Source organism: Jiangella alkaliphila (genome assembly GCF_900105925.1).
In the GTDB taxonomy this organism is placed as follows: Bacteria; Actinomycetota; Actinomycetes; order Jiangellales; family Jiangellaceae; genus Jiangella; species Jiangella alkaliphila.
In genome coordinates this window covers 6,405,771-6,429,152 of the sequence record NZ_LT629791.1, presented here as the reverse complement: position 1 = coordinate 6,429,152, position 23,382 = coordinate 6,405,771, and the positions used below count along the sequence as shown (strand labels likewise).

At 70.6% G+C, this 23,382-nt stretch carries 25 protein-coding genes and 3 pseudogenes; 15 read left to right on the top strand and 13 right to left on the bottom strand.

The window, feature by feature from the left end; genetic code table 11:
* The first annotated feature begins 7 nt into the window (after positions 1–7).
* The 5 genes from BLV05_RS29720 to BLV05_RS29700 are packed head-to-tail and all read left to right on the top strand — an operon-like array spanning position 8 to position 5,385.
* Positions 8–1,396, top strand: a complete 1,389-nt coding sequence (locus BLV05_RS29720; RefSeq protein ID WP_197683399.1) for an ABC transporter substrate-binding protein — start codon at positions 8–10, stop codon at positions 1,394–1,396.
* Positions 1,393–2,394, top strand: a complete 1,002-nt coding sequence (locus tag BLV05_RS29715) for a carbohydrate ABC transporter permease (protein ID WP_052762598.1) — start codon at positions 1,393–1,395, stop codon at positions 2,392–2,394. The genes BLV05_RS29720 and BLV05_RS29715 overlap by 4 nt, the downstream gene beginning before the upstream one ends.
* Entirely contained in the window at positions 2,391–3,272 is an 882-nt protein-coding gene (locus tag BLV05_RS29710; RefSeq protein ID WP_197683398.1) for a carbohydrate ABC transporter permease, read from the top strand. The genes BLV05_RS29715 and BLV05_RS29710 overlap by 4 nt, the downstream gene beginning before the upstream one ends.
* The gene (locus BLV05_RS29705) at positions 3,269–4,192 is read left to right on the top strand and encodes an NAD-dependent epimerase/dehydratase family protein (protein ID WP_082155337.1); all 924 of its coding nucleotides are present in this window, start codon (positions 3,269–3,271) and stop codon (positions 4,190–4,192) included. Before BLV05_RS29710 ends, BLV05_RS29705 begins: the two co-directional genes overlap by 4 nt.
* Positions 4,189–5,385: an ROK family transcriptional regulator gene (locus BLV05_RS29700; protein WP_046769598.1), complete on the top strand. Its 1,197-nt coding sequence runs from the start codon at positions 4,189–4,191 to the stop codon at positions 5,383–5,385. Before BLV05_RS29705 ends, BLV05_RS29700 begins: the two co-directional genes overlap by 4 nt.
* 58 nt (positions 5,386–5,443) lie before the next feature.
* Here BLV05_RS29700 and BLV05_RS29695 read toward each other — a convergent pair whose 3' ends face one another.
* Positions 5,444–6,160 carry an SMP-30/gluconolactonase/LRE family protein gene (locus BLV05_RS29695; protein WP_197683397.1) on the bottom strand — a complete coding sequence of 239 codons (717 nt, stop codon included), beginning with the start codon at positions 6,158–6,160 and terminating at the stop codon, positions 5,444–5,446.
* Between the two features lie 589 nt (positions 6,161–6,749).
* Complete coding sequence (locus BLV05_RS29690; protein WP_052762599.1) at positions 6,750–7,181, bottom strand: VOC family protein; 432 nt, start codon at positions 7,179–7,181, stop codon at positions 6,750–6,752.
* A 286-nt stretch (positions 7,182–7,467) separates the two neighbouring features.
* Here BLV05_RS29690 and BLV05_RS29685 point away from each other — a divergent pair, with 286 nt between their 5' ends.
* The 3 genes from BLV05_RS29685 to gvpK are packed head-to-tail and all read left to right on the top strand — an operon-like array spanning position 7,468 to position 8,421.
* The gene (locus tag BLV05_RS29685; protein WP_046769599.1) at positions 7,468–8,124 is read left to right on the top strand and encodes a hypothetical protein; all 657 of its coding nucleotides are present in this window, start codon (positions 7,468–7,470) and stop codon (positions 8,122–8,124) included.
* A gap of 52 nt (positions 8,125–8,176) precedes the next feature.
* Positions 8,177–8,317 (top strand): gas vesicle protein GvpJ, encoded by a 141-nt coding sequence (gene gvpJ / locus BLV05_RS38900; protein WP_152690817.1) that lies wholly within the window; start codon positions 8,177–8,179, stop codon positions 8,315–8,317.
* On the top strand, positions 8,314–8,421 hold the full coding sequence (gene gvpK, locus BLV05_RS36230; RefSeq protein ID WP_152690818.1) for a gas vesicle protein GvpK: 108 nt from the start codon (positions 8,314–8,316) through the stop codon (positions 8,419–8,421). The genes gvpJ and gvpK overlap by 4 nt, the downstream gene beginning before the upstream one ends.
* Before the next feature lie 70 nt (positions 8,422–8,491).
* Here the strand turns inward: gvpK and BLV05_RS29680 are convergent, their stop codons facing one another.
* Entirely contained in the window at positions 8,492–8,869 is a 378-nt protein-coding gene (locus BLV05_RS29680) for a VOC family protein (protein WP_046769600.1), read from the bottom strand.
* Positions 8,870–9,478: 609 nt separating this feature from the next.
* On the opposite strand from BLV05_RS29680, the pseudogene BLV05_RS29670 reads away from it, so the two are divergent.
* Together BLV05_RS29670 and BLV05_RS38895 are read left to right on the top strand one after the other, a co-directional pair.
* Positions 9,479–10,451: pseudogene (locus BLV05_RS29670) on the top strand (TIGR03557 family F420-dependent LLM class oxidoreductase).
* 57 nt (positions 10,452–10,508) lie between these two features.
* Positions 10,509–12,298 (top strand): annotated as a pseudogene (locus tag BLV05_RS38895) (thiamine pyrophosphate-requiring protein).
* On the opposite strand, the gene BLV05_RS29660 reads toward BLV05_RS38895, so the two are convergent.
* Together BLV05_RS29660 and BLV05_RS29655 are read right to left on the bottom strand one after the other, a co-directional pair.
* Positions 12,216–13,322 carry a DNA topoisomerase IB gene (locus BLV05_RS29660; protein WP_063932572.1) on the bottom strand — a complete coding sequence of 369 codons (1,107 nt, stop codon included), beginning with the start codon at positions 13,320–13,322 and terminating at the stop codon, positions 12,216–12,218. The pseudogene BLV05_RS38895 and the gene BLV05_RS29660 sit on opposite strands and share 83 nt — an antisense overlap.
* A gap of 169 nt (positions 13,323–13,491) precedes the next feature.
* A complete protein-coding gene (locus BLV05_RS29655) occupies positions 13,492–14,094 on the bottom strand; it encodes a flavodoxin family protein (protein ID WP_046769602.1) in 603 nt (200 codons plus the stop codon).
* 127 nt (positions 14,095–14,221) lie between these two features.
* On the opposite strand from BLV05_RS29655, the gene BLV05_RS36225 reads away from it, so the two are divergent.
* A complete protein-coding gene (locus BLV05_RS36225; protein WP_152690819.1) occupies positions 14,222–14,461 on the top strand; it encodes a hypothetical protein in 240 nt (79 codons plus the stop codon).
* A gap of 10 nt (positions 14,462–14,471) precedes the next feature.
* Here the strand turns inward: BLV05_RS36225 and BLV05_RS29650 are convergent, their stop codons facing one another.
* Complete coding sequence (locus tag BLV05_RS29650; protein WP_082155339.1) at positions 14,472–15,095, bottom strand: TetR/AcrR family transcriptional regulator; 624 nt, start codon at positions 15,093–15,095, stop codon at positions 14,472–14,474.
* 478 nt (positions 15,096–15,573) lie between these two features.
* Here BLV05_RS29650 and BLV05_RS29640 point away from each other — a divergent pair, with 478 nt between their 5' ends.
* Together BLV05_RS29640 and BLV05_RS29635 are read left to right on the top strand one after the other, a co-directional pair.
* A complete protein-coding gene (locus BLV05_RS29640) occupies positions 15,574–16,083 on the top strand; it encodes a hypothetical protein (RefSeq protein WP_152690820.1) in 510 nt (169 codons plus the stop codon).
* A gap of 53 nt (positions 16,084–16,136) precedes the next feature.
* Positions 16,137–16,367 (top strand): hypothetical protein, encoded by a 231-nt coding sequence (locus BLV05_RS29635; RefSeq protein WP_152690821.1) that lies wholly within the window; start codon positions 16,137–16,139, stop codon positions 16,365–16,367.
* A gap of 734 nt (positions 16,368–17,101) precedes the next feature.
* On the opposite strand, the gene BLV05_RS29630 is transcribed toward BLV05_RS29635, so the two are convergent.
* Positions 17,102–17,503, bottom strand: coding sequence for a hypothetical protein (locus BLV05_RS29630; RefSeq protein WP_046769606.1), 402 nt, complete (start codon positions 17,501–17,503; stop codon positions 17,102–17,104).
* 126 nt (positions 17,504–17,629) lie between these two features.
* Between BLV05_RS29630 and BLV05_RS29625 the strand changes: the two are divergent.
* Positions 17,630–18,295, top strand: a pseudogene (locus tag BLV05_RS29625) (response regulator transcription factor).
* On the top strand, positions 18,292–19,452 hold the full coding sequence (locus BLV05_RS29620) for a HAMP domain-containing sensor histidine kinase (RefSeq protein ID WP_046769607.1): 1,161 nt from the start codon (positions 18,292–18,294) through the stop codon (positions 19,450–19,452). The pseudogene BLV05_RS29625 and the gene BLV05_RS29620 overlap by 4 nt, the downstream one beginning before the upstream one ends.
* 160 nt (positions 19,453–19,612) lie before the next feature.
* Here the strand turns inward: BLV05_RS29620 and BLV05_RS29615 are convergent, their stop codons facing one another.
* The 6 genes from BLV05_RS29615 to sigK all read right to left on the bottom strand — a co-directional run bounded on the left by BLV05_RS29615 (position 19,613) and on the right by sigK (position 23,308).
* Entirely contained in the window at positions 19,613–20,119 is a 507-nt protein-coding gene (locus tag BLV05_RS29615; RefSeq protein WP_083421435.1) for a hypothetical protein, read from the bottom strand.
* Positions 20,120–20,238: 119 nt separating this feature from the next.
* A complete protein-coding gene (locus BLV05_RS29610) occupies positions 20,239–20,559 on the bottom strand; it encodes a hypothetical protein (RefSeq protein WP_046769609.1) in 321 nt (106 codons plus the stop codon).
* Positions 20,556–21,923, bottom strand: a complete 1,368-nt coding sequence (locus BLV05_RS29605; RefSeq protein WP_046769610.1) for a DUF4331 domain-containing protein — start codon at positions 21,921–21,923, stop codon at positions 20,556–20,558. The genes BLV05_RS29610 and BLV05_RS29605 overlap by 4 nt, the downstream gene beginning before the upstream one ends.
* Before the next feature lie 3 nt (positions 21,924–21,926).
* Positions 21,927–22,223, bottom strand: a complete 297-nt coding sequence (locus BLV05_RS29600) for a twin-arginine translocation signal domain-containing protein (protein ID WP_046769611.1) — start codon at positions 22,221–22,223, stop codon at positions 21,927–21,929.
* 147 nt (positions 22,224–22,370) lie between these two features.
* Positions 22,371–22,721, bottom strand: a complete 351-nt coding sequence (locus BLV05_RS38890; RefSeq protein ID WP_152690822.1) for an RskA family anti-sigma factor — start codon at positions 22,719–22,721, stop codon at positions 22,371–22,373.
* A complete protein-coding gene (gene sigK, locus BLV05_RS29595) occupies positions 22,718–23,308 on the bottom strand; it encodes an ECF RNA polymerase sigma factor SigK (RefSeq protein ID WP_046769612.1) in 591 nt (196 codons plus the stop codon). Before sigK ends, BLV05_RS38890 begins: the two co-directional genes overlap by 4 nt.
* Between the last annotated feature and the right edge of the window lie 74 nt (positions 23,309–23,382).

The window sequence follows — 23,382 nt, the reverse complement described above, 5'->3', positions numbered from 1 at the left end:
CGTGAGCGTGAACCGACACCGACGTCGCCCGACACGTCCGTCCATTGCCCTGGCGACCGGGTTGTCCGTCGCCGCGCTGCTCGGCGCCTGCGGTGGTTCCGACGACACCGGCGGCGAGTCCGAGGGCGGCGACTCCCTCACCATGTGGACGTTCAAGCAATCCCATGTCGAAGCGCTGGAGAACGCCGCCACGGCGTTCGAGGAAGAGACCGGCGTCTCCGTCTCCATCCAGGCCATCACGCCTGACGACGTGTTCCAGCAGCGGGTGCAGGCCTCTGCCTCGACCGGCGACCTCCCCGACGTCATGGAGGTGCACGCGAAGGGCGAGGACTTCATCTTCGGCGCCGCCGGCATCGTCGACGACCTGACCGACGACATCACCGACGAATGGGCCGGCCAGTACAGCGAGTCGATCAGCGAGGACGGCACCGTCACCGCCGACTACTACGAGCTGTCGCAGCAGGAGGGCTCGAACTACGCCGGCGTCGAGGAGGGGCAGCGCTTCAGCGTCCCGTTCACCGTCGGCACGTTCGGCATCGTCTACGCGAACGCCGAGCGGCTGGCCGCCGCGGGCATCACCGAGGCGCCCGCCACCTGGGAGCAGTTCATCGCCGACCTCGAGACCGTCCAGGCGGCCGACCCGGAGTCCGGCACGATCGGGCTGGGCTTCAAGGAGCCGTCGACCGGTCTCAACTGGATCATGCAGCCGATGGCGTACCACCTGTTCGGGCGCGACGACTTCGAGGCGCTGTACTCCGACGACCGCAACGTCAACTGGGCCTCGGCGAACGGCCTGCGGGCACTGGAGGTCTACGACCAGCTGACGCCGTACTGGCAGCCCGGCGTCCAGACGCTGGGCATCGACGAGGCGGACATCGCCTTCGCGAACGGCGAGTCGACCTACCTCGTCGGCGGGACGTTCACCCTGGCCTTCCTCTCGCAGAACGGCTACGACACCGAGAACCTCATCACCTTCCCGGTGCCCCCGCCGGAGGGCTCGGTGCACCCGCAGGCGCAGCTGGCGCCGCTGACGCTCACCGGGCTGTCGATCTCGTCCAGCAGCGAGAACCCCGAGGCCGCGCGGGAGTGGGTGCAGTTCCTCAGCCAGCCTGACGTCGCGACGCAGTTCGCCCAGGACGCCCTGGACCTGCCGCCCGTCGACATGGGCGACGACCCGTCGAGCTCGGTCGGCCCGGTGCTCGGCGCCATGATCGAGTCGTTCGGCACCGGCGACGACGCGTTCAACCCGGGCGACACGACCTACCAGCCGGGCGGATTCCAGCTCTCCGACTTCGGCGCGGTCCTGGTCAACCTCTCGCCGCTGGGCGAGACCGACGCACCGACAACGGCCGACGAGATGGCCACACTCCTGGATGCCTACTGGTCCGGGTCATGACCACCGTCGTCAACGACCTCTCCGCGGCCGCCGCCGGCCGCGGAGAGGCCGGCGGCGGCGAGGCCGGCGGCCGGCGCCGGTCCTGGCCGCCCTGGCGCGGGCACGGCCTGAGCGAGTCGCTGCTCGGCTACGCGTTCATCGGGCCCGCGCTCGGGCTGTTCGCGGTCATGGGCGCCTACACGATCGCCCGTGGTTTCGCGCTGAGCTTCGCCGAGTGGAACGGCTTCACCCCGAACTGGGTGTGGGTCGGCATCGACAACTACCTCGACCTGCTGTGGCGCGACCCGGCCTACGCGCCGGCCGTCCAGGAGGCAGCGAGGAACACGCTGTGGGTGCTGATCGCGGTGCCGCTGCTCACCATCGCGGTCAGCTTCCCGCTCGCGGTGCTGCTCAACTCCGTGCGCCGGTTCCGGGCGGTGCTGCGCTCGGTCTACTTCCTGCCGCACGTGACGGCCGGCATCGCCATCTACTTCGCCTGGCAGTACATCCTGGAGCCGGACGGCGCGATCAACCTCGTCCTGGGCTCGGTCGGGCTGGGCAGCCTGGAGCAGCCGCAGGGCTTCCTCGGCAACCCCGACACCGCGCTGCCGACGCTGATCATCGTGACGGTGTGGACGACGGCGCCGGTGGCGATGCTGCTGTACCTGACGGGCCTGCAGGCGATCGACTCGTCGGTCACCGAGGCGGCGCAGATCGACGGCGCCGGCTGGTGGCGGACGAATCTCAGCGTGGTCTGGCCGCTGCTCAACGGCATGACGCTGGTCGTGCTGCTGCTGCAGGTCCGGCACGCGCTGCAGAGCTTCGAGGTCTTCCTCATCATGACCAACGGCGGCCCGGGGGAGGCGACGAACGTGCTCGGGCTGGAGACGTACCGGCTGGCGTTCCAGTCCGACATGCGCGCGACGCTGGGCATGTCCAGTGCGCTGGGCTGGATGCTGTTCGTCGTCGCGCTGATCGTCGCGCTGGTCAACCAGCGGCTGCTGCGGAGCCGGACGTGACCGCCGTCGCGGCTGTCGCCGCGACCCGTCCGCGGCGTGCCCGCCGCCCGTTCCGGCCGCGCGTCGTCGTGCCGCGCGTCGTCATGGGCGTGCTGCTCGCCGGCTACGCGTTGGTCAGCCTGTACCCGTTCCTCTGGATGGTGTCCGCCGCGTTCAAGACGCGCGAGGAGATGATCGCGGGCACCGGCCTGATCCCGGACAACCCGACGTTCGCGACGCTGGCCGACACGTGGAGCCAGATCAACTTCGTCGACTACTTCCTCAACAGCGTGCGGGTCACCGCCGTCACCACCGTGCTGGTGGTGATCATCTACTCGCTGGCCGCCTACGGGTTCGCTGTGCTGCGCTTCCCCGGCCGCGACCTGCTGTACAAGCTGTTCCTCGCGCTGCTGTTCGTGCCCAGCGTGGTGACGCTGCTGCCGATCGTGCTGCTGGAGAGGAACCTCGGCATCCTCGGCACCCACCTCGGGCTGATCCTGCCGTTCGTCAACGGGACGGCGCCGCTGGCGGTGCTACTGCTGACGAACGCGTTCAGCACCGTCCCGCAGGAGTTGCGCGACGCCGCGCGGGTGGACGGCGCCGGCGACCTGCGGATCTTCCGGACCGTCTATCTGCCGATCGCGCGGCCGGCGCTGATCACGATCGCGCTGCTGACCGCGATCCCGACCTGGAACGAGTACCTGTTGAGCCGAGTCTCGCTGAACGACCCAAGCCGCTACACGCTGCCGATCGGGCTGCAGGCGCTGCAGTCGGAGACGGTCGTCCAGTACAACGTCCTGATGGCGGGCGCGCTGATCGTCGTCATCCCGATCGTCCTGCTGTTCCTCAGCGCGCAGCGGTACTTCGTCAACGGGCTCGTCGGGGCGGTCAAGGGATGACGGTCGTACAGCCTGGGGCGACGGTCCTGGTGACCGGCGCCGCGGGCGGCATCGGCCGGGCCGTGGTGGAGACGTTGACGGCGGCCGGCCTGCGGGTGGTCGGGGCGGACCGGGTCCCGGCCGAGCCGGTGGACGGGCTCGAGGTCCGGGTCGGCGACGTGCTGGACCGGGACTTCGTGCTGGACTGCCTGCGGCCCGGTCCCGGGCCGGCCGTCGTCGACGCCGTCGTGCACCTCGCAGCGATCCCGTCGCCCGGCCAGTACCCCGACGACGTCACGTTCGGGCAGAACGTCACCTCGTCGTTCCTCGTGCTGGACGAGGCCGGGCGGGCCGGGGTGGGCCGCATCGTGGTGGCGTCGAGCGCCTCCGCCCTCGGGTTCGCCTGGGCCGACCGCGACCTGCGCCCGGACCACGTCCCGGTGACCGAGGACCACGAGGTGGTGGTGGTCGACGCCTACGGCCTGTCCAAGGTCGTCACCGAGGAGGTCGCCGCCTACGTCACCCGGCGATGGGGCGCGGCGACGATCTGCCTGCGGTTCCCTTTCGTCGGCGCCGGGCGGAGGCTGGCTGATCGCGTGCGCGAGCTGCGCGCCGACCTCGCCGGCGCCCGGCGCGACCTCTGGGGGTGGGTGCACACGCTCGACGCGGCCGACGCCGTGCTGGCCTCGCTGACCAGCCCGGTCAAGGGGCATCATGTGGTGAACATCGCCGCCGGCGAGACGCTGTCGGAGACCCCGACCGCCGAGCTGGTGGCGGCGTACCTGCCCGATACCGAGGTCCGTGCGCAGCTCGCCGGGCACGCGTCGTTGTTCGACACGAGCCGCGGGCGCCGCGTCCTCGGGTTCACGGCCCGGCGCGGATGGGGAGCGCCGGGACCGGGCAACGGGCGGCGGGCCGCAACAGAGGGGGACACGGGGTGAGCGTTCACAGTGCGCCGGCGAGGCGGGGGACCAACCTGCCGCGCGTCGGAGACTTCAACGAGTCGGTCGTCCTCGAGGCGATCCGGCGGTCCGCGAACGGCATGAGCCGGGTCGAGCTGGCCCGGGCGACCGGGCTGTCCGCGCAGACGGTGTCGAACATCTGCCGCCGGCTGCTCGACCGCGGCCTCGTCGAAGAGACGGGCAAGCAGAGCACCGGCGCCGGCAAACCGCGCACGATCCTGACCATCAACCCGGTGTCCAGGTTCGCCATCGGCGTGCACCTGGACCCGGCGGTCGTCACGTACGTCGTGCTCGACCTCGAGGGCCGCGTCGTCGAAGGGCTGCGGCGCCCGACGCCCGAGGTCGTCGACCCGGACCAGACCATGGCCGAGATCGGTGAGTCGGTCGGGACGCTGGTCGAGCGGGCCGGCGTCGAGCAGGACCGCATCCTCGGGCTCGGCATCGCCGCGCCCGGCCCGATCGACGCGGCCGCCGGGCTGGTCGTCGACCCGCCGCAGCTGGCCGGCTGGGTGCGGGTGCCGCTGCGCGACCACCTGGCCGACGCGACCGGGCTGCCGGTGATACTGGACAAGGACGTGACCGCCGCGGCCATCGCCGAGCGGTGGGCCGGCGCGGCCGCGAACACCGGGAACTTCCTCTTCTTCTACCTGGGCACCGGCTCGGGCATGGGGATCGTGGTGGAGAACTCGATCGTCCGGGGCGCGTCGGCGAACGCCGGTGAGGTCGGCGGCCTCGACGCGAACTGCACGACGCGCGCGCTGGTCGAGGAGGCCGTCGCGACCGGCGTCCTGGACGCGAGCCACACCACCACCAGTCCGCACGCGTCGGAGCAGAGCCTGCAGGTCCTCACCGGCCTGGCCGAGCAGGGGCACGTCGGCGCGACGGCGATCCTGGACGGCTGGGCGGGCCGGGTCGCCCGCGGTGTCGCCGCCGCGGCCACGCTGCTCGACTCCGATCTGGTGGTCTTCGGCGGGCCAATCTGGCCGCAGCTGTCGTCGTGGTTTCTGCCGATCGCGACCGACGTCATCAACCGGTCGCCGTTCGTGGAGAAGATGCATCCGACGACCGTCACCGAGACCGCGCTGGGCGCGGACGTCGGCGCGATCGGCGCCGCCTGCCTGGTGCTCGACCGGACGCTGTCACCCCAGCCCGAATCGCTGATGTTCAGCTGAGTGGGCGAAGGCGGCGACTCGTCCCACTCTCGGACTTGGCCGGTTCCGGGGCGGCGCTCTACTCGGGCACCTCGGTGACGTAAATGCGTGCGCTGCGGCGCGCGAGGACTGATTCGAGCTGGTCGATGCCGTCGAACTCGTTGCACAGGAGGAACAGGTGGCGGCCCTCCGGCCCGCCAAGCGCGCACGAGAAGCAGGGAAGTTCGGTCTCGACCCGATGGGTGATCTCACCGCCATCGAGCACCCGGACCGCTGCTCCCGCGGGACCGGTCCCGGTGTGCGCGTGGGTGTCAGCGGTCTGGCACCAGATGCCGCCGTCGGCGTCAACGCAGATGCCGTCCGGTCCCAGCCCCTCCGCCCACGTGCGACGGCCTGACAACGAGCCATCCGCCCCGATGTCGAAGGCCGACAACCGGCCGGCAAAGGACTCCGCGACGACCAGCGTCGAGCCATCGGGAGTGACCACCATCCCGTTGGGGAACTCGATATCGCCGGCGACGTCGCGAGCGGTGCCATCGGGTCCGACCAGGCGAATCCACCCAGGCTCGGGTGCGCCGCCGCCGAGGAAATCGAAGTCGGCGCCGTTGACATAGACGTGGCCGGCTGGGGTGACCACGAGCTCGTTACCGCCCTGCGGGCTGTGTCGCACAGCTGAGCCGTCCAGCTCCACCCGAGTCATTTCCTCGCCAGAGACCAGCAGCCGGCCGTCGGGCAGCCAGGCGATCGACCAGCCCATCCCGTCGCGGCCCGGCCCGGCCCGGCCCGACGACCTCATGCCGGCCCTCCAGATCGACCGCGATCACTTCGCCGCTGCCCCAGTGGGCGAACCACAGCCGGCCCTGGTGCCAACGGCCGGACTCGACCATGGTCAGCCCGTCGGTGAGCAGGCGCGGAGACGCGAGCAAACCGGGCATAGGTGCCTCCTGATCCAGTTGGACTGGACGGCCTAGTCTTCGGGTGCGCGTCAGCGTACATGCGGACCGCTCCAGCTGGCTGCGTAGATCGGAACGGCCGATGGCTCCTCGACCCGGACGTCGAGCGGGCCGGCCGAGGCGGGGCCGGATCTCGACGACCTGGCCGGAGATCACACGTCGAGGGCTGAGGCCGTTTCTGAACCCGAGGTGGCGGAGGGCGTCCCCATCGCCGACGGGGCGGCTCATGCGGAGCGCTGCACGGCCTCGGCAGCGGCCTGAGCCGGGGGAGCGTGCCCCGTGGATACCACGGCGGTTGCCTGCCGGAAAGCAGGGCGTGCAGCACCGCGGCGCGAGCGAGCGGACGCCGGGGTTGGCCGAACCCTTCGCGACGCGGGTGCGCCTGGCGCCATCCGGCCGCAGTTCGTACCGCCACCGGCGTCGGGTTCGGGACTATGCGGGGCGGGGCGCGAAGATGCGGAAGGTGTTGCCCTCCAGGTCTCGGAACTCCACCCAGCGAACGCCGTCCTGTTCGTTGTCGCTGATGCGCCGGCCGCCGAGAGCCTCGACCCGGTCGGCTTGCTCGCGCCAGTTCGGCTCACCGCCGAGGTCGAGCATAAGCCGGTTGTCCCCGGTCGGGAGGTCGCCGGCGGGTTGGTGGAACATCCAGGTCGGGCCGTCGTCCTCGAAGCCGATGGTCGCGAAGGCGGTGGTCGCGCCATCGTCGACCGATCGGCCGAGTAGCCGAGCCCAGAAGCCGGCCAAGGCGGCGGCATCGGCACAGTCGAAGGAATACATCCCGATCTTCAGCTGATCCTGGCTGGTCATCTCGTGCTCCATTCGTGTGGTGTCACCAAGGCTGACCTCGGTCAGGCCGAAACTCATCGAGCGCGCAGAAGCTCGATCCCGAGCACCCCGTCGTGTCGAATCTTCGCTGATCAGCCCCTCGGGTCGTCTGCATGGCGGACCGGCCAGAGGGGTAGGTGCTGGCTAGACGCCACCGCGAAGGAGGCCGACCAAGGTGAACGATGTCGTACACGACAAGCCGCTAGGCCCTCGGAGACGGCCCACCACGGCTCGGCCACCACATGCGCGCCGTGGAGCCCCCGATGCGAAGCTGGTCGCACGAGCGGTCGCGTCTCCTCGACCGGGCCAGGGGTAGGGGGCGGCGGTGGCCGAGTCCAATCCGAAGCTGCTTCGGGCGCTCGAAGCGCAACTCGCCGTGCGTCAGGCCGCGCTGGATAGCGGTGCTATGCGGATCGGCTGGAAGCTCGGCTTAGGCGATCGCGAGCGTATCGGCGGCGGCCCTGTCGTCGGGTATCTCACCTCCCTAACCGTGTTGCCGAGCGGATCACGATGTTCCGTGGCGGCCTATGCCGTGCCCCGCGCCGACGTCGAGATTGCGGTCCGCTTCAAGCGGGCGGTTGACCCAGACGGTGGGCTGGACGAGGTCCGAGCGGCAGCGGGCAGCTTCACGGTCGCGTTGGAGCTGTGTGACCTCGGCGGCAGCGACGACCCAGCCGCCATCCTGGCCGCGAACCTATTCCACCGCGCCGTGTTGTTCGGGCCCTGGACCCCGGGGTTCCCGCGGCGAGCGGCGCATGCCGGCGCGACCATCGATGGCGCGGTACTCGCCCAGGGCCGTGCTCGGCGGGACCTCGATCATCTGTTGCTGTGCGCGGCTCGGCTGCTTGCCGATCTCGGCGAAGGCTTCAGAACCGGTGACGTCGTGATCATGGGATCGATCGTCGAGGTGGCGGTGCACAACGGCCAACAGGTGAGTGCCCGCATCGACGGGTGCGGCTCGGTTCACGTCGACCTCGCCTGACTGCATGTGGTGTCCCGCAGCCTGACAGCGCTGTCCTGGTCGCCGTAGCCGGATGACCGCTGGCCGTCGTCGAGTCGCTCGACGACGTCCTGCCCTGTCCGGCGACATCACCATCTCGCTGGCCGGCGTCGACCTGGTCGAGCTCCGTCTGCACGCGTTGATCCGGTCGATCCGAGCGGAGGAGAGACGGTGAACGAGCCGGTGCATGTCCTGCCGAGCCGGATCGATGCCGACGCGGACTCCGTCGAGCGCGACCTGTTCAAGCTCGTCCTCACCGTCGTCGAGCTGATCAGGTAGCTGATGGAGCGCGACCTCGACATCGGCCTCGGGCCCCTGGGCACCCTCCTGGGCGACTGAGCGAGCCCGGTTAGGACGACCGGCGGCGGTGCAGGACGCAGAACTCGTTGCCCTCCGGGTCGGCCAGGACGGTGAACCCCTCACGTCCGGTCTGGCCGACGTCGGCGCGGGTGGCGCCGAGCCCGAGCAGCCGCTCGACCTCCGCGTCGGCTGTCCCTGTCGCCGCGACGAGGTCCGGGTGGTTGCGGTTCTTCCCGTGCTTGGGCCCGGCGCTGGGTTGCAGCCAGACGGTGAGCCTGCCCGCCGGTGCGTCCTCGGGAGGCCACAGGTGGACGCCGTCGCCGTTGTCGTCGGGCAGGATCCGATAGCCCAGCGCCGCGGCCCAGAATCGTGTCATCAGGCCCACGTCCCGGACGTCCAGCGTCCACTGCGAGAACGTGCTCGTCATCGAGCCTCCCAGTCGCCATTTCCAGATCGGTCGTACCCGGCATCGGAACGCTCCATGCCGGGTGCATGTGGCGACGTGGGCCGGGGTATGGGCCCGGCCAGTTCGCGAGAGTGCAACCGAAAGGGGTGGCAGCGATGACTGACAGCCGTGACGTGGTCGACCTGATCGAGAAGGACCACCGGGAGATCGAGCGGCTCTTCGAGCTGCTGCGCACCGACCCGGGGCGGCGGGACCTGGCGGTGACGGAGGTGACGGCGCTGCTGGTGGCGCACAGCCGGGCCGAGGAGGCCGAGGTGTACCCCGTCGCGCGGGACGAGGCCGGTGAGAGGCGTTCCTCGCCGCGCGGGCCGAACATCTCGGCGACCGGCCCGGCGACGCCACCCGCGACGAACTGGCCCAGCAGGCGCGCAACCCCGGCGTCCACGGCACCTCGTCGATGTCGAAGGCCGAGCTGCGCGACGAGGTCACGCGAGACTAGGCCGGACAACAACGGAAGATCGACACCATCAACGAGAAGGTGGGTGCCGGTCCGGCCGGACCCGCGCAGGGGACGACGCTGCGATCGACCCCGAACCACGGAGCTGACCTGCACACAGGAGAGGGGCTGTGATCATGACGTTCGGGTACTTCCTCGCTAGTGAGGACTGGGAGCCGCGGGAACTGATCCGGCAGGCCGCGCGGGCACAGAAGGCTGGATTCGAGGCGTTGTGGATTTCCGACCACTTCCACCCGTGGACCGATCAGCAGGGTCAGAGTTCGTTCGTCGGCGGTGATCGGTGCGCTGTCGCGCGAGACCGACCTGCCGATCACGACGGCCGTCACCTGCCCGACGGTCCGTATCCATCCGGCCGTCGTCGCGCAGGCGGCCGCGACGGTCTCGGTGCTGCACGACGGACGCTTCGTCCTCGGCGTTGGCAGCGGTGAGGCCCTCAACGAACAGGTCACGGGCTCGCCCTGGCCGCTGGCCGCGACCCGGCTGGCCATGCTGGAAGAGGCCGTCGAGGTCATGCGCGAGCTGTGGACCGGTGAGGTCGTCACCCGGGCCGGTGAGCATTACCGCGTCGAGCACGCGCGTCTCTACACCAGGCCGGAAACGCCGCCGCCGGTCTACGTGTCGGCCTTCGCGCCGGCGGCCGCGCCTTTGGCGGGACGGATCGGCGACGGACTGATCTCGACGATCCCCGACGCCGGCCTCATCGCGGCGTTCGAGCGGGCAGGAGGAGCCGGCAAGCCGACCCAGGGTGGAGTGAAGGTCTGCGACGGCACCGACGCCGCGGAGGCGGCACGTACGGCGCATCGATTCTGGCCCAACGAGGGGCTTCCCGGCGAACTCGCCCAGGTCCTGCGCACGCCTGAACACCTGATGCAGGCATCGAGCCTGGTGACCGCCGACCAGATCGCCGCCTCGCACGCGTGCGGGCCGGATCCCGACCGGCACGTTCAGGCGATCAGCGAGTACCTCGACGCCGGGTACCGCGACGTCTTCGTCAACCAGATCGGCCCCGATCAGGACGCCTTCTTCGACTTCTACGGCGCCGAGGTGCTCCCGCGGCTGAGAGCCGAGGGCGACTCCAGCTCGTGACCTCCAGCCGTTCGGGTATGGGCCTGGACGGAAGCCAACACCGAGTGAGGAGACATCATGGCCGAGACGGTGGCGGCCCGGTTGCTGGGACGGTTGCGCGAATGGGGGGTCGAGCAGGTCTTCGGCTACCCGGGCGACGGCATCAACGGGATCATCGCGGCGTTCGAGGCGGCGGACGACGAGCCGAGGTTCGTCCAGTCGCGGCACGAGGAGATGGCGGCGTTCGAAGCCGTCGGGTACGCGAAGTTCAGCGGCCGGCCTGGCGTGTGCGTCGCGACCTCCGGACCCGGAGCGATCCACCTGCTCAACGGCCTCTACGACGCCAAGCTCGACCACGTGCCGGTGGTCGCGATCGTCGGGCAGACGGGCCGTGCGGCGATGGGCGGGTACTACCAGCAGGAGGTCGACCTGCAGGCGTTGTTCAAAGATGTTGCCGGCGAGTATCTGATCGAGGTGAACGTCCCCGAGCAGCTGCCGAACGCCGTCGACCGCGCGTTCCGGACGGCGCTGACCCGCCGGGTGCCGACGGCGATCATCGTGCCGGCCGACGTGCAGGAGCTGAACTACCACCCGCCCGCTCATGCGTTCCGGCAGGTGCCGTCCGGCCCGCCGGACACGCCGTCGTCGGTCGTCGTCCCGTCCGAGGAGCAGCTCCAGGCCGCGGCCGAGGTCGTCAACGCGGGGAGAAGGTCGCGATCCTGATCGGGCAGGGCGCCCGCGGCGCGGCCGGCGAGGTGATGGAGGTCGCCGAGGCGACCGGCGCCGGTGTGGCGAAGGCGCTGCTGGGGAAGGACGTGCTCTCCGACGACCTGCCGTACGTCACCGGGTCGATCGGGCTGCTCGGTACCCGGGCCAGCTACGAGCTGATGCGCGACTGCGACACCCTGCTGATCGTCGGATCCAGCTTCCCGTACAGCCAGTTCCTGCCCGAGTTCGGACAGGCGCGGGCGGTCCAGATCGATCTCGACGGGCGCATGGCCGGCCTGCGCTACCCGACCGAGGTCAACCTCGTCGGCGACGCCGGCCCGACGCTGCGGGCGCTGATCCCGCTACTGCGGCCGCGGACCGACCGCTCCTGGCGGTCGCGGGTCGAGGCGAGCGTCGTGGACTGGTGGGAGACCGTCGAGCGGCAGGCGATGGTCGACGCGAAGCCCGTCAATCCCATGCGGATCGTGCACGAGCTGTCGCTGCGGATCCCCGACGACGCGATCGTCACCGCCGACTCCGGGTCGTCGACGAACTGGTACGCGCGTCTGCTGCGGATGCGTGGTCGTATGCGCGGGTCGTTGTCGGGCACGCTGGCGACGATGGGGGCCGGGGTGCCGTACGCGATCGGCGCGAAGTTCGCCCACCCGGACCGCCCGGTCGTCGCGCTCGTCGGCGACGGCGCGATGCAGATGAACGGGCTGGCCGAGCTGCTGACGATCACCCGCTACCAGGATCGCTGGGCCGACCGGCGGCTCGTCGTCTGCGTGTTCCACAACAACGACCTCAACCAGGTGACATGGGAGCTGCGGGCGCTGGGTGGCGCGCCGAAGTTCGAGGAGTCGCAGACGCTGCCCGACGTCGACTACGCGGCGGCGGCGCGCGGGTTCGGCCTCGAGGGGATCGAGGTCGACGCGCCGGATCAGCTCGGCGACGCGTGGGACCGGGCGCTGACGGCCGACGGACCCGTCCTCCTGGACGTCCGGTGCGACCCCGAGGTGCCGCCGATCCCGCCGCACGCGACCTTCGACCAGCTCAAGGAGACCACCGAAGCACTGCTCAAGGGTGACCCGAACGCGTGGCGGGTTCTGGTCCAGGGCGTGAAGGCCAAGGCGCAGGAGTTCGTCCCCGGCCGGGGTTAGCCGAGTCGTCGAGGAGGCCGAGGACGGCGCGCTCGACCCGGTCGCGGTCCTGTTCGCCGACCAGCACGTCGTCGGTGCCGAGCCGCTCCAGCGTCGGCCGGATGGTGACGCCCTGCTCGAAGGCCTCGATCACCGCGGGGTCGACGTAGGCGGACCGGGCGACCGCCGGGGTGTTGCCGAGGTACTCGGCGACCTCCTTGATCGCGCGCGTCTCGGCGCTGCGGCGGGCGGTCCGGCTGAGCGCCGCGGGGTCGTCCTCGGTCGCGGTCGCCAGTGCGACCGCGGCGAGCACGGTGCCGTGCCAGGTGCGGAAGTCCTTCGCGCTGTTGTCGTCGCCGCAGACCTCGTGCAGGTAGTCGTTGATCTCGGCCGAGCGGACCTCGTGCCAGGCTCGCCCTTCGTAGTACGCGAGCAGCGTCTGGTCCGGCTCGCGGCGGCGCATCAGTGCGCGCACAACGTCCACGACCTGGTCGTCGGCGACGGCCTGGACCCGCTCCTGGCCGGACTTCGCCGGGTACTCGAACACGACGCTGCCGCCGGCGATGCCGGCGTGTGAGCGCAGGACGGTGGCCAGGCCGTGCGAGCCGTTCTCCTGCGCGTAGGCCTCGCCGCCGATGCGGAAGAACCCGATGTCGAGCAGCCGGGCAGCCGCGGCGAGGACCCGGCGGCGGTTGAGGCCGCGGGTAGCGAGGTCGTCGGCGATGCGGGCGCGCGCCTTCGGCAGCGTCCGGCCGAAGTCCCGGACGCGTTCGAACTTCTGCCGGTCCCGCTGCTCGCGCCAGGCGTCGTGGTACAGGTACTGCCGCCGTCCGGCGACGTCGGTGCCGACGGCCTGGAGGTGGCCGTGCGGCCACGGGCAGATGCGGACGTCCGCCCAGGCCGGCGGGATGACCAGGCCCCTGATGCGGGCCAGGGCCTCCTCGTCGCGCAGCACCGCGCCGTCGACGCCGACGTAGCCGAAGCCGCGGCCCCGGCGGCGCCGCAGGATCGCCGGACCGGCCGGATCCCAGCGTCGCAGCCGCATCCACCCACCCCTTCCGTGCGGAGGAGTCCGTACCCGGTCCGCGCCGGCTTCACGCGTCGTAACCGGGCGCCGGGCCCCCGGGTTACGGGCCGAGAGACCGACGAACCGAGACCCGAAGCTCATCGCCGACGTCGAGGCGTTACGTCAGCGACGCCGAGACTCGCGGGCGTCAGGACGGCGCCGGCAGCGGTGACTCGGCCAGTGCCCGGGCGACGGCGACCAGGTTGGCCGCCATCGTCCGGCCGGTCGAGTGCGCCCACTCGTGGCCCTTGGTGTCGTCGAGGTAGTCCGGTCCGGGTCCGGGGCCGAGGTGCCAGTACGTCCACGCCTGTGCCGGGATGGTGAACCCGATGTCGACCATGCCGCCGGCCAGCTCGGCGATGACGTGGTGGGCGCCGTCCTCGTTGCCGGTGACGACGACGCCGGCGACCCGGCCGTACGCGACCGGCCGCCCGGTGTCGTCGGTCTCGGAGATCATCGCGTCCAGCCGCTCCAGCGCCCGCTGCGCCAGCGACGACGGCCGGCCCACCCACGTCGGGCTCGCGATGACGAGGATCTCGGCGGCCAAGATCGCGTCATGCACACGAGGCCAGTCATCGCCGTCGCCCATGTCGGTCTCGACGCCGGGCGGCAGGTTCAGGTCGGCGAGCCGGAACGTGGCGACGTCGACATCGTCGTCGCGCAGGTAGCTCGCGACGACGTCGGCCAGCGCGCCGGTGTTCGACGGCTGCGGCGACGGCTTGAGCGTGCAGTTCAGCACGACGGCCTTCACGAGGACCTCATGACTCCGGCAGTACCCGCGATCGCGGTTCCGCATTCACCACCGCTCGGCAGGCATCGCCGACTGCCCGCTGACCGCCGGCCCGGGTGGTGGCCGGGACAAACGGGCCGGGCTGACGGTGACGCTGATCGAGGCTGGCGACCGGCTGGCGGCCGGTGTCACTGGGCGCACGACGGCGAAGGTGAGCAGTCAGCGCGGCGCGATCTACGCGTCGCTGACCCGCAGGTTCGACCCGGACACCGCTGTGTCGCGACCTACCTTCTGCGATCGATTCCCGGCGTCCAGCGACAACGGCGTCCACAACCATCTACCCCGCTACTCGCCGGACTGCCCGGCTCCGTGGACACCGTTCAGGTGATCAAGATGCGTCACCGGAAGTTGTCGATGAGCGTTCGGGCCATGTCCTGGGCGCGCCTGGCGGCCTCGGGTTCGCCGTCGGCGGCGGCGAGAATGGCGCCCTTCATCAGGATGTGCCACGACCGAGCGAAGTCGTCCGGGTCACGCAGGCCGGCCTCGACCGCCCGGCTGCGGATCATGGCCCTGATGTTCTCCAGGTAGTGCAGGCTCGCCTGGCCAACGACGTTGTCCGCATCGACCTGGAGGAGGACCCGGATGAACGTGCATCCCTCGAAGTCATCGCGAGCGAACCATTCGCCGAAGACGTCGAAGATCGCCAGCAGGCGCTCCTCGGCGTTCGAGCCTCGCCGTTCGGACTCGGCTTCGACGTAGCCGGTCGTCCACTCCTGCTCGCGTCGTTCGAGTACGGCGAGGACGAGATCGGACTTGGAACGGAAGTGCCGGTAGAACGTCACTTTGGCCACAGGCGCCCGGGCGATGACCTCGTCGACGCCTACCCCACGGACCCCGTGCCGACTGAACAGGGCGTATGCCGTGTCCAACACTCGCTCACGGGCGTTGGACCTGGAAGCGGCGGCATGCGGAGCTCGGGCCAATGATCGTTTCCGGCTGGACGGCGGTGTCTGTTTCAGCATCGTAGCGGATGATCTGCCTGGTTGTTGGCGACCGGCAGCAGAACTCTGCTATGGGCAATGGAACGGAGTCGAGCCCCGGCGAGTACTCGCCGGGGCTCGACTGTTGACCGCCGGGGGTTGTGGCCGTTCTGGCGGTGACTGCGGACGTGCTCGCCGAGCTGGGCGCGGCACAAGAAACCTTGACAGTGACTCGAATAGTCCTCTACACCGGGAACGGGTAGAGGATCCTGGGGATGATGACGATGGGGACGGAACAGCCGGGCCGGGAGATCATCGACCACCAGATCAGCCAACATGGCTGGCGCTACAAGCGCGGCAGGTGCCACCCGCGGGTCTACCCGCCCAACCGATCCCAGCCGCCGATCGTGCCCGCGTCGACGCCCAGCGACACGCGGGCGCTCAAGAACTTCATCGCTCTCGTCTGCCTAGCCGGTGGCGAGTGGCCACCAGGGAGGCGAGCATGATGACCGGGTACTGCGTGACCGTCGACGTCCTGCTCGACGGTCACTCCCCGCTTGACCCCGCGATCATCGGCGAAACCACCGCCGATCGGCTGGGCGCCATGACCGCCGCGCTGGCGCGCCTGCACGCTGAGGTCAGCGGCGACGAACGTGGCTGGTCGGCGACCGTTACCTTTGACGCCTACACGCTGCACGGCGCCCGCGACCGGGCGGTCAGCGAGATTCTGGCGGCCGCCGACCGGTTCAGGCTGCCAACGGCGCCGGTCGTGCGGGTCGAGGCAGTGCGTAAGGATGTCCGCGACGCCGAGCTGGAGCGGCCGACCCTACCGGACCTGGTGTCCGGGCCCGAGGCCGCCGAGATCCTGGGCGTCAGCCGGCAGCGCGTGCACCAGCTGGCCCACGAGCACCCCGATTTCCCGGAGCCGGCCTATCAGCTCGGCGTCGGCTCCCTGTGGCTTCGCGCCGGCGTCGCGGCGTTCGGCGAGCGGTGGGAGCGCCGCGCCGGGCGGCCGGCGAAGACAGCTTGACCCTCTGCCCGGGCCGTAAGCTGGGCGTTCGGCAAATGCGGAGGATTGTCATGATGCATGTCACCGGTACCATTGCACGAATCAGCAGCGAGCTCCCGGACGGCGAGCCGGGCCATACCGTGACGCTGCGGTTCAAGCCGGCGTCGCACCTGCCGGAGATCGAGGAGACGTACTTGGTTGACGAGCCGTTTCCCGGCGAGGTCGGCCAGGTCGCCGTCGTCGAGATCCACCAGCGGCGCGTCGTGAGGGTGAAGGGCGTCGTCGAGATGCCGGCACAGGACTGACCTCCAGAGGTGCGCGGCTTACGGGTTCACCACGCGGTCCTCGCCGTGGCCGCCGGCGAACGTCCACGGCGCGAAGGATCGGTACGTGCCGGCCCTGCGCAGCAGCAGTGCCTCGTCCCACAGCGCCGGGGGTCTGGCGGAAGCCGCACCCGCAGTGCGTCGCGATCCACTCCCTGACACGGCCGGCCGTGTCAGGGAGTCTGAGTGTGGGTATCCGAAGCCGCCCCACCCAGCGCCCGGGTGGGGCGACCGCGGCGGGGTATTCGGGACTCTTCATTCCCCGCGTCGCCCGATCTTGCCGCACCTGCCGCCGGTTGTCGAGGTCTCGTACGGGCCACCACCGGACTCCACCTGGATCCGGCAGCAGCCACGCAAGTCGCCCCGGACTGGCGATCGCGTCGCTGGATTGATGCTCGGCTACATCGGCACCGCGACCCTGAAGTTCAGGCGCCTGATCCATCTGTCGGATTGGAGGTCGAGTGCCGCGCCCGAAGGCAGGCCACACTGGAGCAGACGCTACGCACCTGGCGGTGCCTCGGCGGGTTCACCCGGAACAGGTACCGAGACATGCTGCCGTCTGCCGTGTCCGGCAGCAGGTCACGGTCCGGCTCCCGCACTTGCGCCCACGGCTGGCGTGCCGTCTGGCTTGAGTCACGACGTGATCGTGCTTACCCCAAGGTCACTCGACGTCCCGTCAGATGAGCATGCCGACACCGTCCCGACGGGGCGTTCCGTCAAGGCGCTGCCAACTCCAGGGCCGGCGGTGCCACGGGCGCTTGCGGTGCCTCCGGAGGCGAGAACGACGAGAGCGATGGCAGCTCCGGCGCGGGCAGCTCGAACGTGCCGGGCAGAGTGATGCTCGCCGGCAGCAACCCCTTGCACTCCTCGAGGGCAGCTAGGTACTCGGGCGAGAACGGGTCCACCCAGGTGCCGTCCAGCAGAACCGTTCCGTATTCGGTCAAGTGCGCGTCGGGGAAGTTGTCCAGTCCTTGCTCGCGCATGCAGGCGCTGAACTGCTCCGCGGCGTCGGACCCGAAAGACTCGCCACAGGTCGATCCGAACGCCGTCGCCGTCACCACCCCGGCCGGTAGAATCGCGGCCACGGCGGCCGCCCCGATGATCGAGGTCCATCTCATGTCTCCTCCAAGCGGTCGTGTTGCGCTGACGACACCAGCCTCGCGAAAGGCCGGTTGCAGGAGCGGAACAGCCGATGTCACCTCCCTGTAACTCTCGTCCGGGCAGGCTGGACGCCGGAGCCGCTGATGCGTGTACTGATCGTTGAAGACCACCGAGAGCTCGCCGAGACCGTCGGGATCGGGCTGCGGCGCGAAGGTATGGCCGTAGATCTCGCCTTCGACGGCGACGACGCGCTGTACCACGCGTCCGTGCACGGCTACGACGTCGTGGTCCTCGACCGCGACCTGCCGGGCGTCTCCGGCGACGACGTGTGCCGGTCGCTGGTGGACCGCGGATAGCCCGGCCGGATCCTGATGCTGACCGCGGCCGGCTCGGTAGCCGACCGTGTGGCGGGGTTCGAGCACGGCGCCGACGATTACCTGCCCAAGCCGTTCGCATTCGACGAGCTGGTGGTGCGGATCCGGGCGCTGGCCCGGCGTCCGGCGACGGCGATCCCGCCCACGCTGGTGCACGGCGGGCTGCGCATCGATCCGGCCCGGCGCGCGGCGTCGCGGGACGGGCAGCGGCTGGACCTCACCCCGAAGGAGCTGGCGGTCCTGGAGATCCTGCTCGTCGCCGGCGGCGCCGTCGTCTCGGCAGAGCAGCTGCTGGAGCGGGCCTGGGACGAGGCCGCCAACCCGTTCACGCAGACGGTGAAGGTGACGGTCAGCCGGCTTCGGCGCAAACTCGGTGACCCGCCGCTGATCGAGACCGTGCCGCAGGCCGGCTACCGGATCGCGGCGCCGACATGACCGCCGTCGAAACCCGGCGGCGCCCGGCCTGGCGGCGGCCGACCGTCCGGCTGCGGCTGACCCTGCTCTACAGCGGCTTGTTCCTGGTGACCGGGGCGGTGCTGATTGGGCTGGTCTACGTTTTGGTCGCCCACGGCCCGCTGCTCGGTTCGCCGCCGGAGCCGGAGGCGCCCACCGGCGACCTCGCCGTCGGCCCGCCGGAGCTCGCCGGGGACCTACGCGAGCAGGCGGAGCGACAGCGCGCCGAGGACGTCCGCCGGCTGCTCACCGCGTCGCTGATCGCCCTGACGGTGCTGGCCGGGATCTCGTTCGGGCTGGGCTGGATAGTCGCCGGCCGGGTGCTGCGCCCACTGGGTGAGATGTCCGCTCGGGTGCGTCGCATTTCCGCCGACGCGCTGGACCAGCGGCTGGCCGCCACCGGTCCGGACGACGAGCTGACCGAGCTGGCCGGGACGTTCGACGACCTGCTCGCCCGACTGGAGTCGGCCTTCGCCGCCCAGCGCCGGTTCGTCGCCCACGCCTCGCACGAGCTGCGCACCCCACTCACGCTGCAGCGCGCCGTCGTCGACGTGACCCTGGGCGAAGCCGACGCCACGGCCGAGGCGCTGCGGGCCGCGCTAGCCCGGGTGCGTGCGGCCGGGCAACGGCAGGAGCGGATCATCGAGGCGCTGCTGACGCTCGCCCGCAGCCAGCCTGGGCTGCTGGACCGGCAGCCGGTCGACTTGGCCGAGTCGGTCGCCGTGGTCGTGGCCGAGCTGACGGCCGACGCGGCGGCCCGCGGGGTGGAGATCGACGTCACGCTGGACCCGGCTCCGGCCGCGGGCGACCCCGGACTGCTCGAACGGCTGATCCGCAACCTGCTGGACAACGCCGTTCGGCACAACCAGCCCGGCGGCCGGGTGTGCGTGTCGACAGCGGCCGGGCCGGACGGGGCGACGCTGAGGGTGGTCAACAGCGGACCGGTGATCCCGGCCGAAGCGGTCGTGTCGCTCTACGAGCCGTTCCAGCGGCTGGGCGGCCGTCGTGGCGCCGACGACGGCCTCGGGCTGGGTCTGTCGATCGCAGCTGCTGTGGTCGACGCGCACGGCGGCACGCTGACGACAGTGGCCCGTCCGGAGGGCGGCCTGGACCTCACCGTGCGGCTGCTGACTCTGTAGCCGCTCAGGGCGGTGTCTACGTCGCCTACCAGCGCACACATAGACCATCGACCCGTAGTGGCCGAGCGGCGCGAGATCGAAGTGAAATCAGGGGCGGGTCCCGGCGATCATGGAAACCGGGACCCGCCCCTTCGTCCGCCGGACGCGGACGGTCGGTGGGTCAGAGGTGCAGGTCCAGCAGGATGCTCAGTCCGCCGTCGATGTCGAGGTCGACATCGAGCGAGGAGTCCGAGCCATCGGTCTCGAGGTCCAGCTCGACGTCGACGTCGATGTCGGCACCGAGGCTGACGAACAGGAAGAGGTCGAGCAGGTCGTCCAGTTCCAGCTCGAGCACGACGATGAGGTAGGCCTCGATGTCGGCTTCCAGGTCGCCCTCGAGCTCGGCCTCCAGGTCGTCCTCGATGTCGACGTCGATGTCGCCGTCCAGTTCGATGTCGATGAGGATGTCGCCGTCGATCTCGACGTCGACCAGGGCTTCGAGGTCGACGCCGCCCTCGGCGAGGCGGTCCTCGACGACGGTGGTCAGTCCGGCTTCGAGTTCGGCCTCGATGTCCGCCCTGGAGTCGGTCGCCGGGGCGGCGCTGGCCATCGCGGGCGCGCCGAGGAGCAGCGCTCCCGCCGCGCCGGCTGCGACGACGCCGGTGCCGAGCTTGTGAAGGTTCCGCATGGACTTCTCCCATCGATATGGACTACCTATCGGTCCTGGCCAGATGAGGTTCGCTCCGGCCAAGTGCTGTGCGGGTCCCGTTGCGCTGGGTCCCCGCTCGTTCTTCTCGCGCGGCCGCGTCAGACCGCGATGTCGGACCACCGCGCCACGGTGACGCGGCCGCCGTCGATGTCCACAGCAGCGGTCGGTCGCCCGTCGGATTGCCAGAGGACGTAACTGCCGGCGCGCAGGGCCGGGTAGACCGCGGCGGTCACGTGGCGGTCGCCGATCGCGCGCTGGTGGACGGCGACGTGCGTGCCGTCGCGTTCGTGGCCGACCCGGGTGATCTCGATCTCGGCGCCGGTCAGGCCGGGTCCGGTGTAGAGGACGAGGGCCCCGACGTCGCCGCCGACGTCGAGCACGACGGGACCCTCGCCGGCGTGGTGGTGGTCGTGGCTCATGCGGCCGGGACGGCGAACCCGTCGTGCGGGGTGCGCAGGTAGGGGAACGAGTCCTCGTTGCCGGGCGGGGTGGTGCCGTCGGTGATGGCCGCGGCGGCGCCGTCGGGGGTGAACTCCGAGTCGATCAGCGGGTACGTCACCCCGGCGATCGCGCGCAGCTCGATCGTGACGACGTCGTCGAAGACCCGGCGTCCGTTCGGGAAGCCGGCGAGGTCGCCGCCCACCACGCCGAGCGGGTTCGGGTCCGCGGACGGCGTGATCGCGGTGTTCAGCCGGAGCATGTCCGAAGGGGTGGCGCCGGTGAAGTTCTGGAAGCCCGGCACGACACCCTCCGGCAGCCCGGTGAGCAGGATCGCCTCGAGATCGGCGCGGTCGGCGGACTCGTTGAGCTCGGCCAGCCGCGGGAACACGCCCGGGTAGAGGACGGGCAGCAGCTTGGCGACCTCGGGACGCCGGACATACGAGACGTAGTCCTCGTCGTCCTCGGGCTCAGCGGCGTTCCACTCGTCCTTGCGCGCCATTGGGACGATGACCTCGTTGAACAACGGGTTGCCCAGGCGGGAGACCTGCACGAAACTGCCCGCGCCGCGGTAGGAGCCCTCGTCCTTGTCGAAGATCCGGGCGCGCTGCCGGCTCGCCGTGGTCCACACGCCGATGACCGCGGCCGCGTCCTCGGCGTTGCGCGGACGCTTGCCGCCGCGGGTGAGGTCGGTGATCGGCACCTGGATCGCGATGGTGTGGACGTTCGAGTGGGTCAGGGTGTTGACGCCGTCGGCGTCGGCCATCGGGATGAGATGGGCCGACTGGAACGGCCGCAGCGTGGCGAGGTCGAAGATCGAGCCGAGGTCGACGAAGAACCCGTCGGCGCGCTGCCCGGCGAACACCTTGCCGCCGCCCGGAAGGTCGTGGACGGCGGCGTCGGCCAGGCTCGGGTAGTCCGGCGTCGAGCGGGGGCCGATGTTGCACGGCGGGCAGGGCAGATCCTCGGCCAGGACGTCGCCGCGCCGGTCGCCCTCGGATCGGGTCACGGTGTAGAACTGGCGCCGGTTGAACTCCGGCGCGTCCAGCGACGCGATCGGGCCGGTGTTGTAGAGGAAGGTCTCCTCGTTCGCGACTTCGGTGCGGAAGCGGAACGCGTAGGTGACGTCGGCCTCGGCGCGGCCGCCGTTGGAGATGTGGATCTCGTACCGGACGTCGTCACCGAACTCGTAGAAGTTCGGCCCGGCGGCCGGGGTCTGCGCCGGCAGGTAGTTGGCGATCAGCGTGACCGTGTCGGGCCGGTCCGGGCTGACGAACGCGTAGAGGTCGGTGGAGTCGGCCACCGGGTCTTTGGAGATCTCGGGTGCTTCGCGATGCGACGACACGGGTCACCCCACCTGCTCACGGGCGGCGCGCGCCAGGGCTCGAGCCAGGACGCGGTCCTGGATGACGCTCTCGCGGTCGTCGACCATGAGCGTGACCTCGTCGTGGGCGGGGTCGCTGACGTACGCGACGACCTTGGTGTCGGCCGGGGCCAGGTCGTCATCCCTCGTGGTGGGCGCCGCGGCCTTGGCCGGTTCGGAGTGGGCGGCGGCCGGACCGGCCGCGAGGATGGCACCGGCGCCGACGGCGACAGTGCTCGCGCCGGCTGCCACCAGGAAGCGCCGGCGAGACTGCTCGGACATCAACGTTCCTCTCTGACGAATTGATCGCTGTGCCGACTCAGTCGTCGGCACAGTCGAGAGTGACCTCTCGCATGACGATTCGGAGACCGGTGGGTCGCGGATTGGTCGAGGAGAGAGATCGGCGTGAATTGAGCACTCGGTCGACCGTCATTTGCGTCGATAGGGGACAAGCGATCGCCATCGACGTGTGGATTGGACGACCGGACCACTCTGGGCCACGGTCCATCGCGGGCGCCTGATCGACTCAGGCGCGGGCAGCGGCGGCAGCCGTCGGACCTCGGCTATCTCACGAAGCAGCCGGGACTTGAGCCTCCGTGGCGGTGCGATCGCCACCGTCGCGCCGAGCCGAACCGCGGCCTCACGCAACTCGATCACCTCGGACCGGCACGACGTGCAGACGCCCAGGTGATCTTCGAACGGCGCCACCTCGTCCGGCGGGACAGCGTGCAGCGCGTAGGCGGCGGCCAGGGTGTGGAGGTTGGGCGTGCGCCGCCTCATCGTCCCTCCATGCAGGCGCGTAACCGCAACAGCCCGTCGCGCAGCCGGGTCTTGACCGTTCCCAGCGGGGTGTCGAGCATGCGGGCCACGTCGCGGTAGGTGTAGCCGTGGTAGAAGGCCAGCCGCACACATTCGCGCTGAACAGGGGTCAGCCGGCCGAGGCAGAGCTGGAGCTGCTCCAGCTCATGATGTGCCTCGGTCGTCTCGACGACGTCGTCGTAGGCGCGCCGTGAGTCCAGCTCGGCGTCGCGCAGATCACGTCGGGTGGCCGACTGTTCCTGTCGGACCCGGTCCACGGCCCGCCGGTGCGCGATGGTCAGCACCCAGCTGAATGCGCTGCCTCGGTCCGTGCGGTACCGGTTCGATGATCTCCAGATCTCGAGCATGACGTCATGGGTGACCTCTTCGGCGTGCGCGTGATTGCGGAGGACCTTGTGCGCGACTCCGTAGATCGCCGGCGCGGTGCGTTCGTAGAGCTCTTCGAACGCCTCCTCGTCGCCCGCTGCCGATCTCCTCAACAGTCCGCCCAAGCCGTCGTCCGTCCGCCGTGGGGTGCCACGCGCCGGCGTCGAGCGGAACTCCGTCATGGATGTGGGCCACCTTCGGCTGTCGTCTTCGAGTGGTCGATCTCCTTGTCGACGGTCGTTCGGAGCGCGGCGTT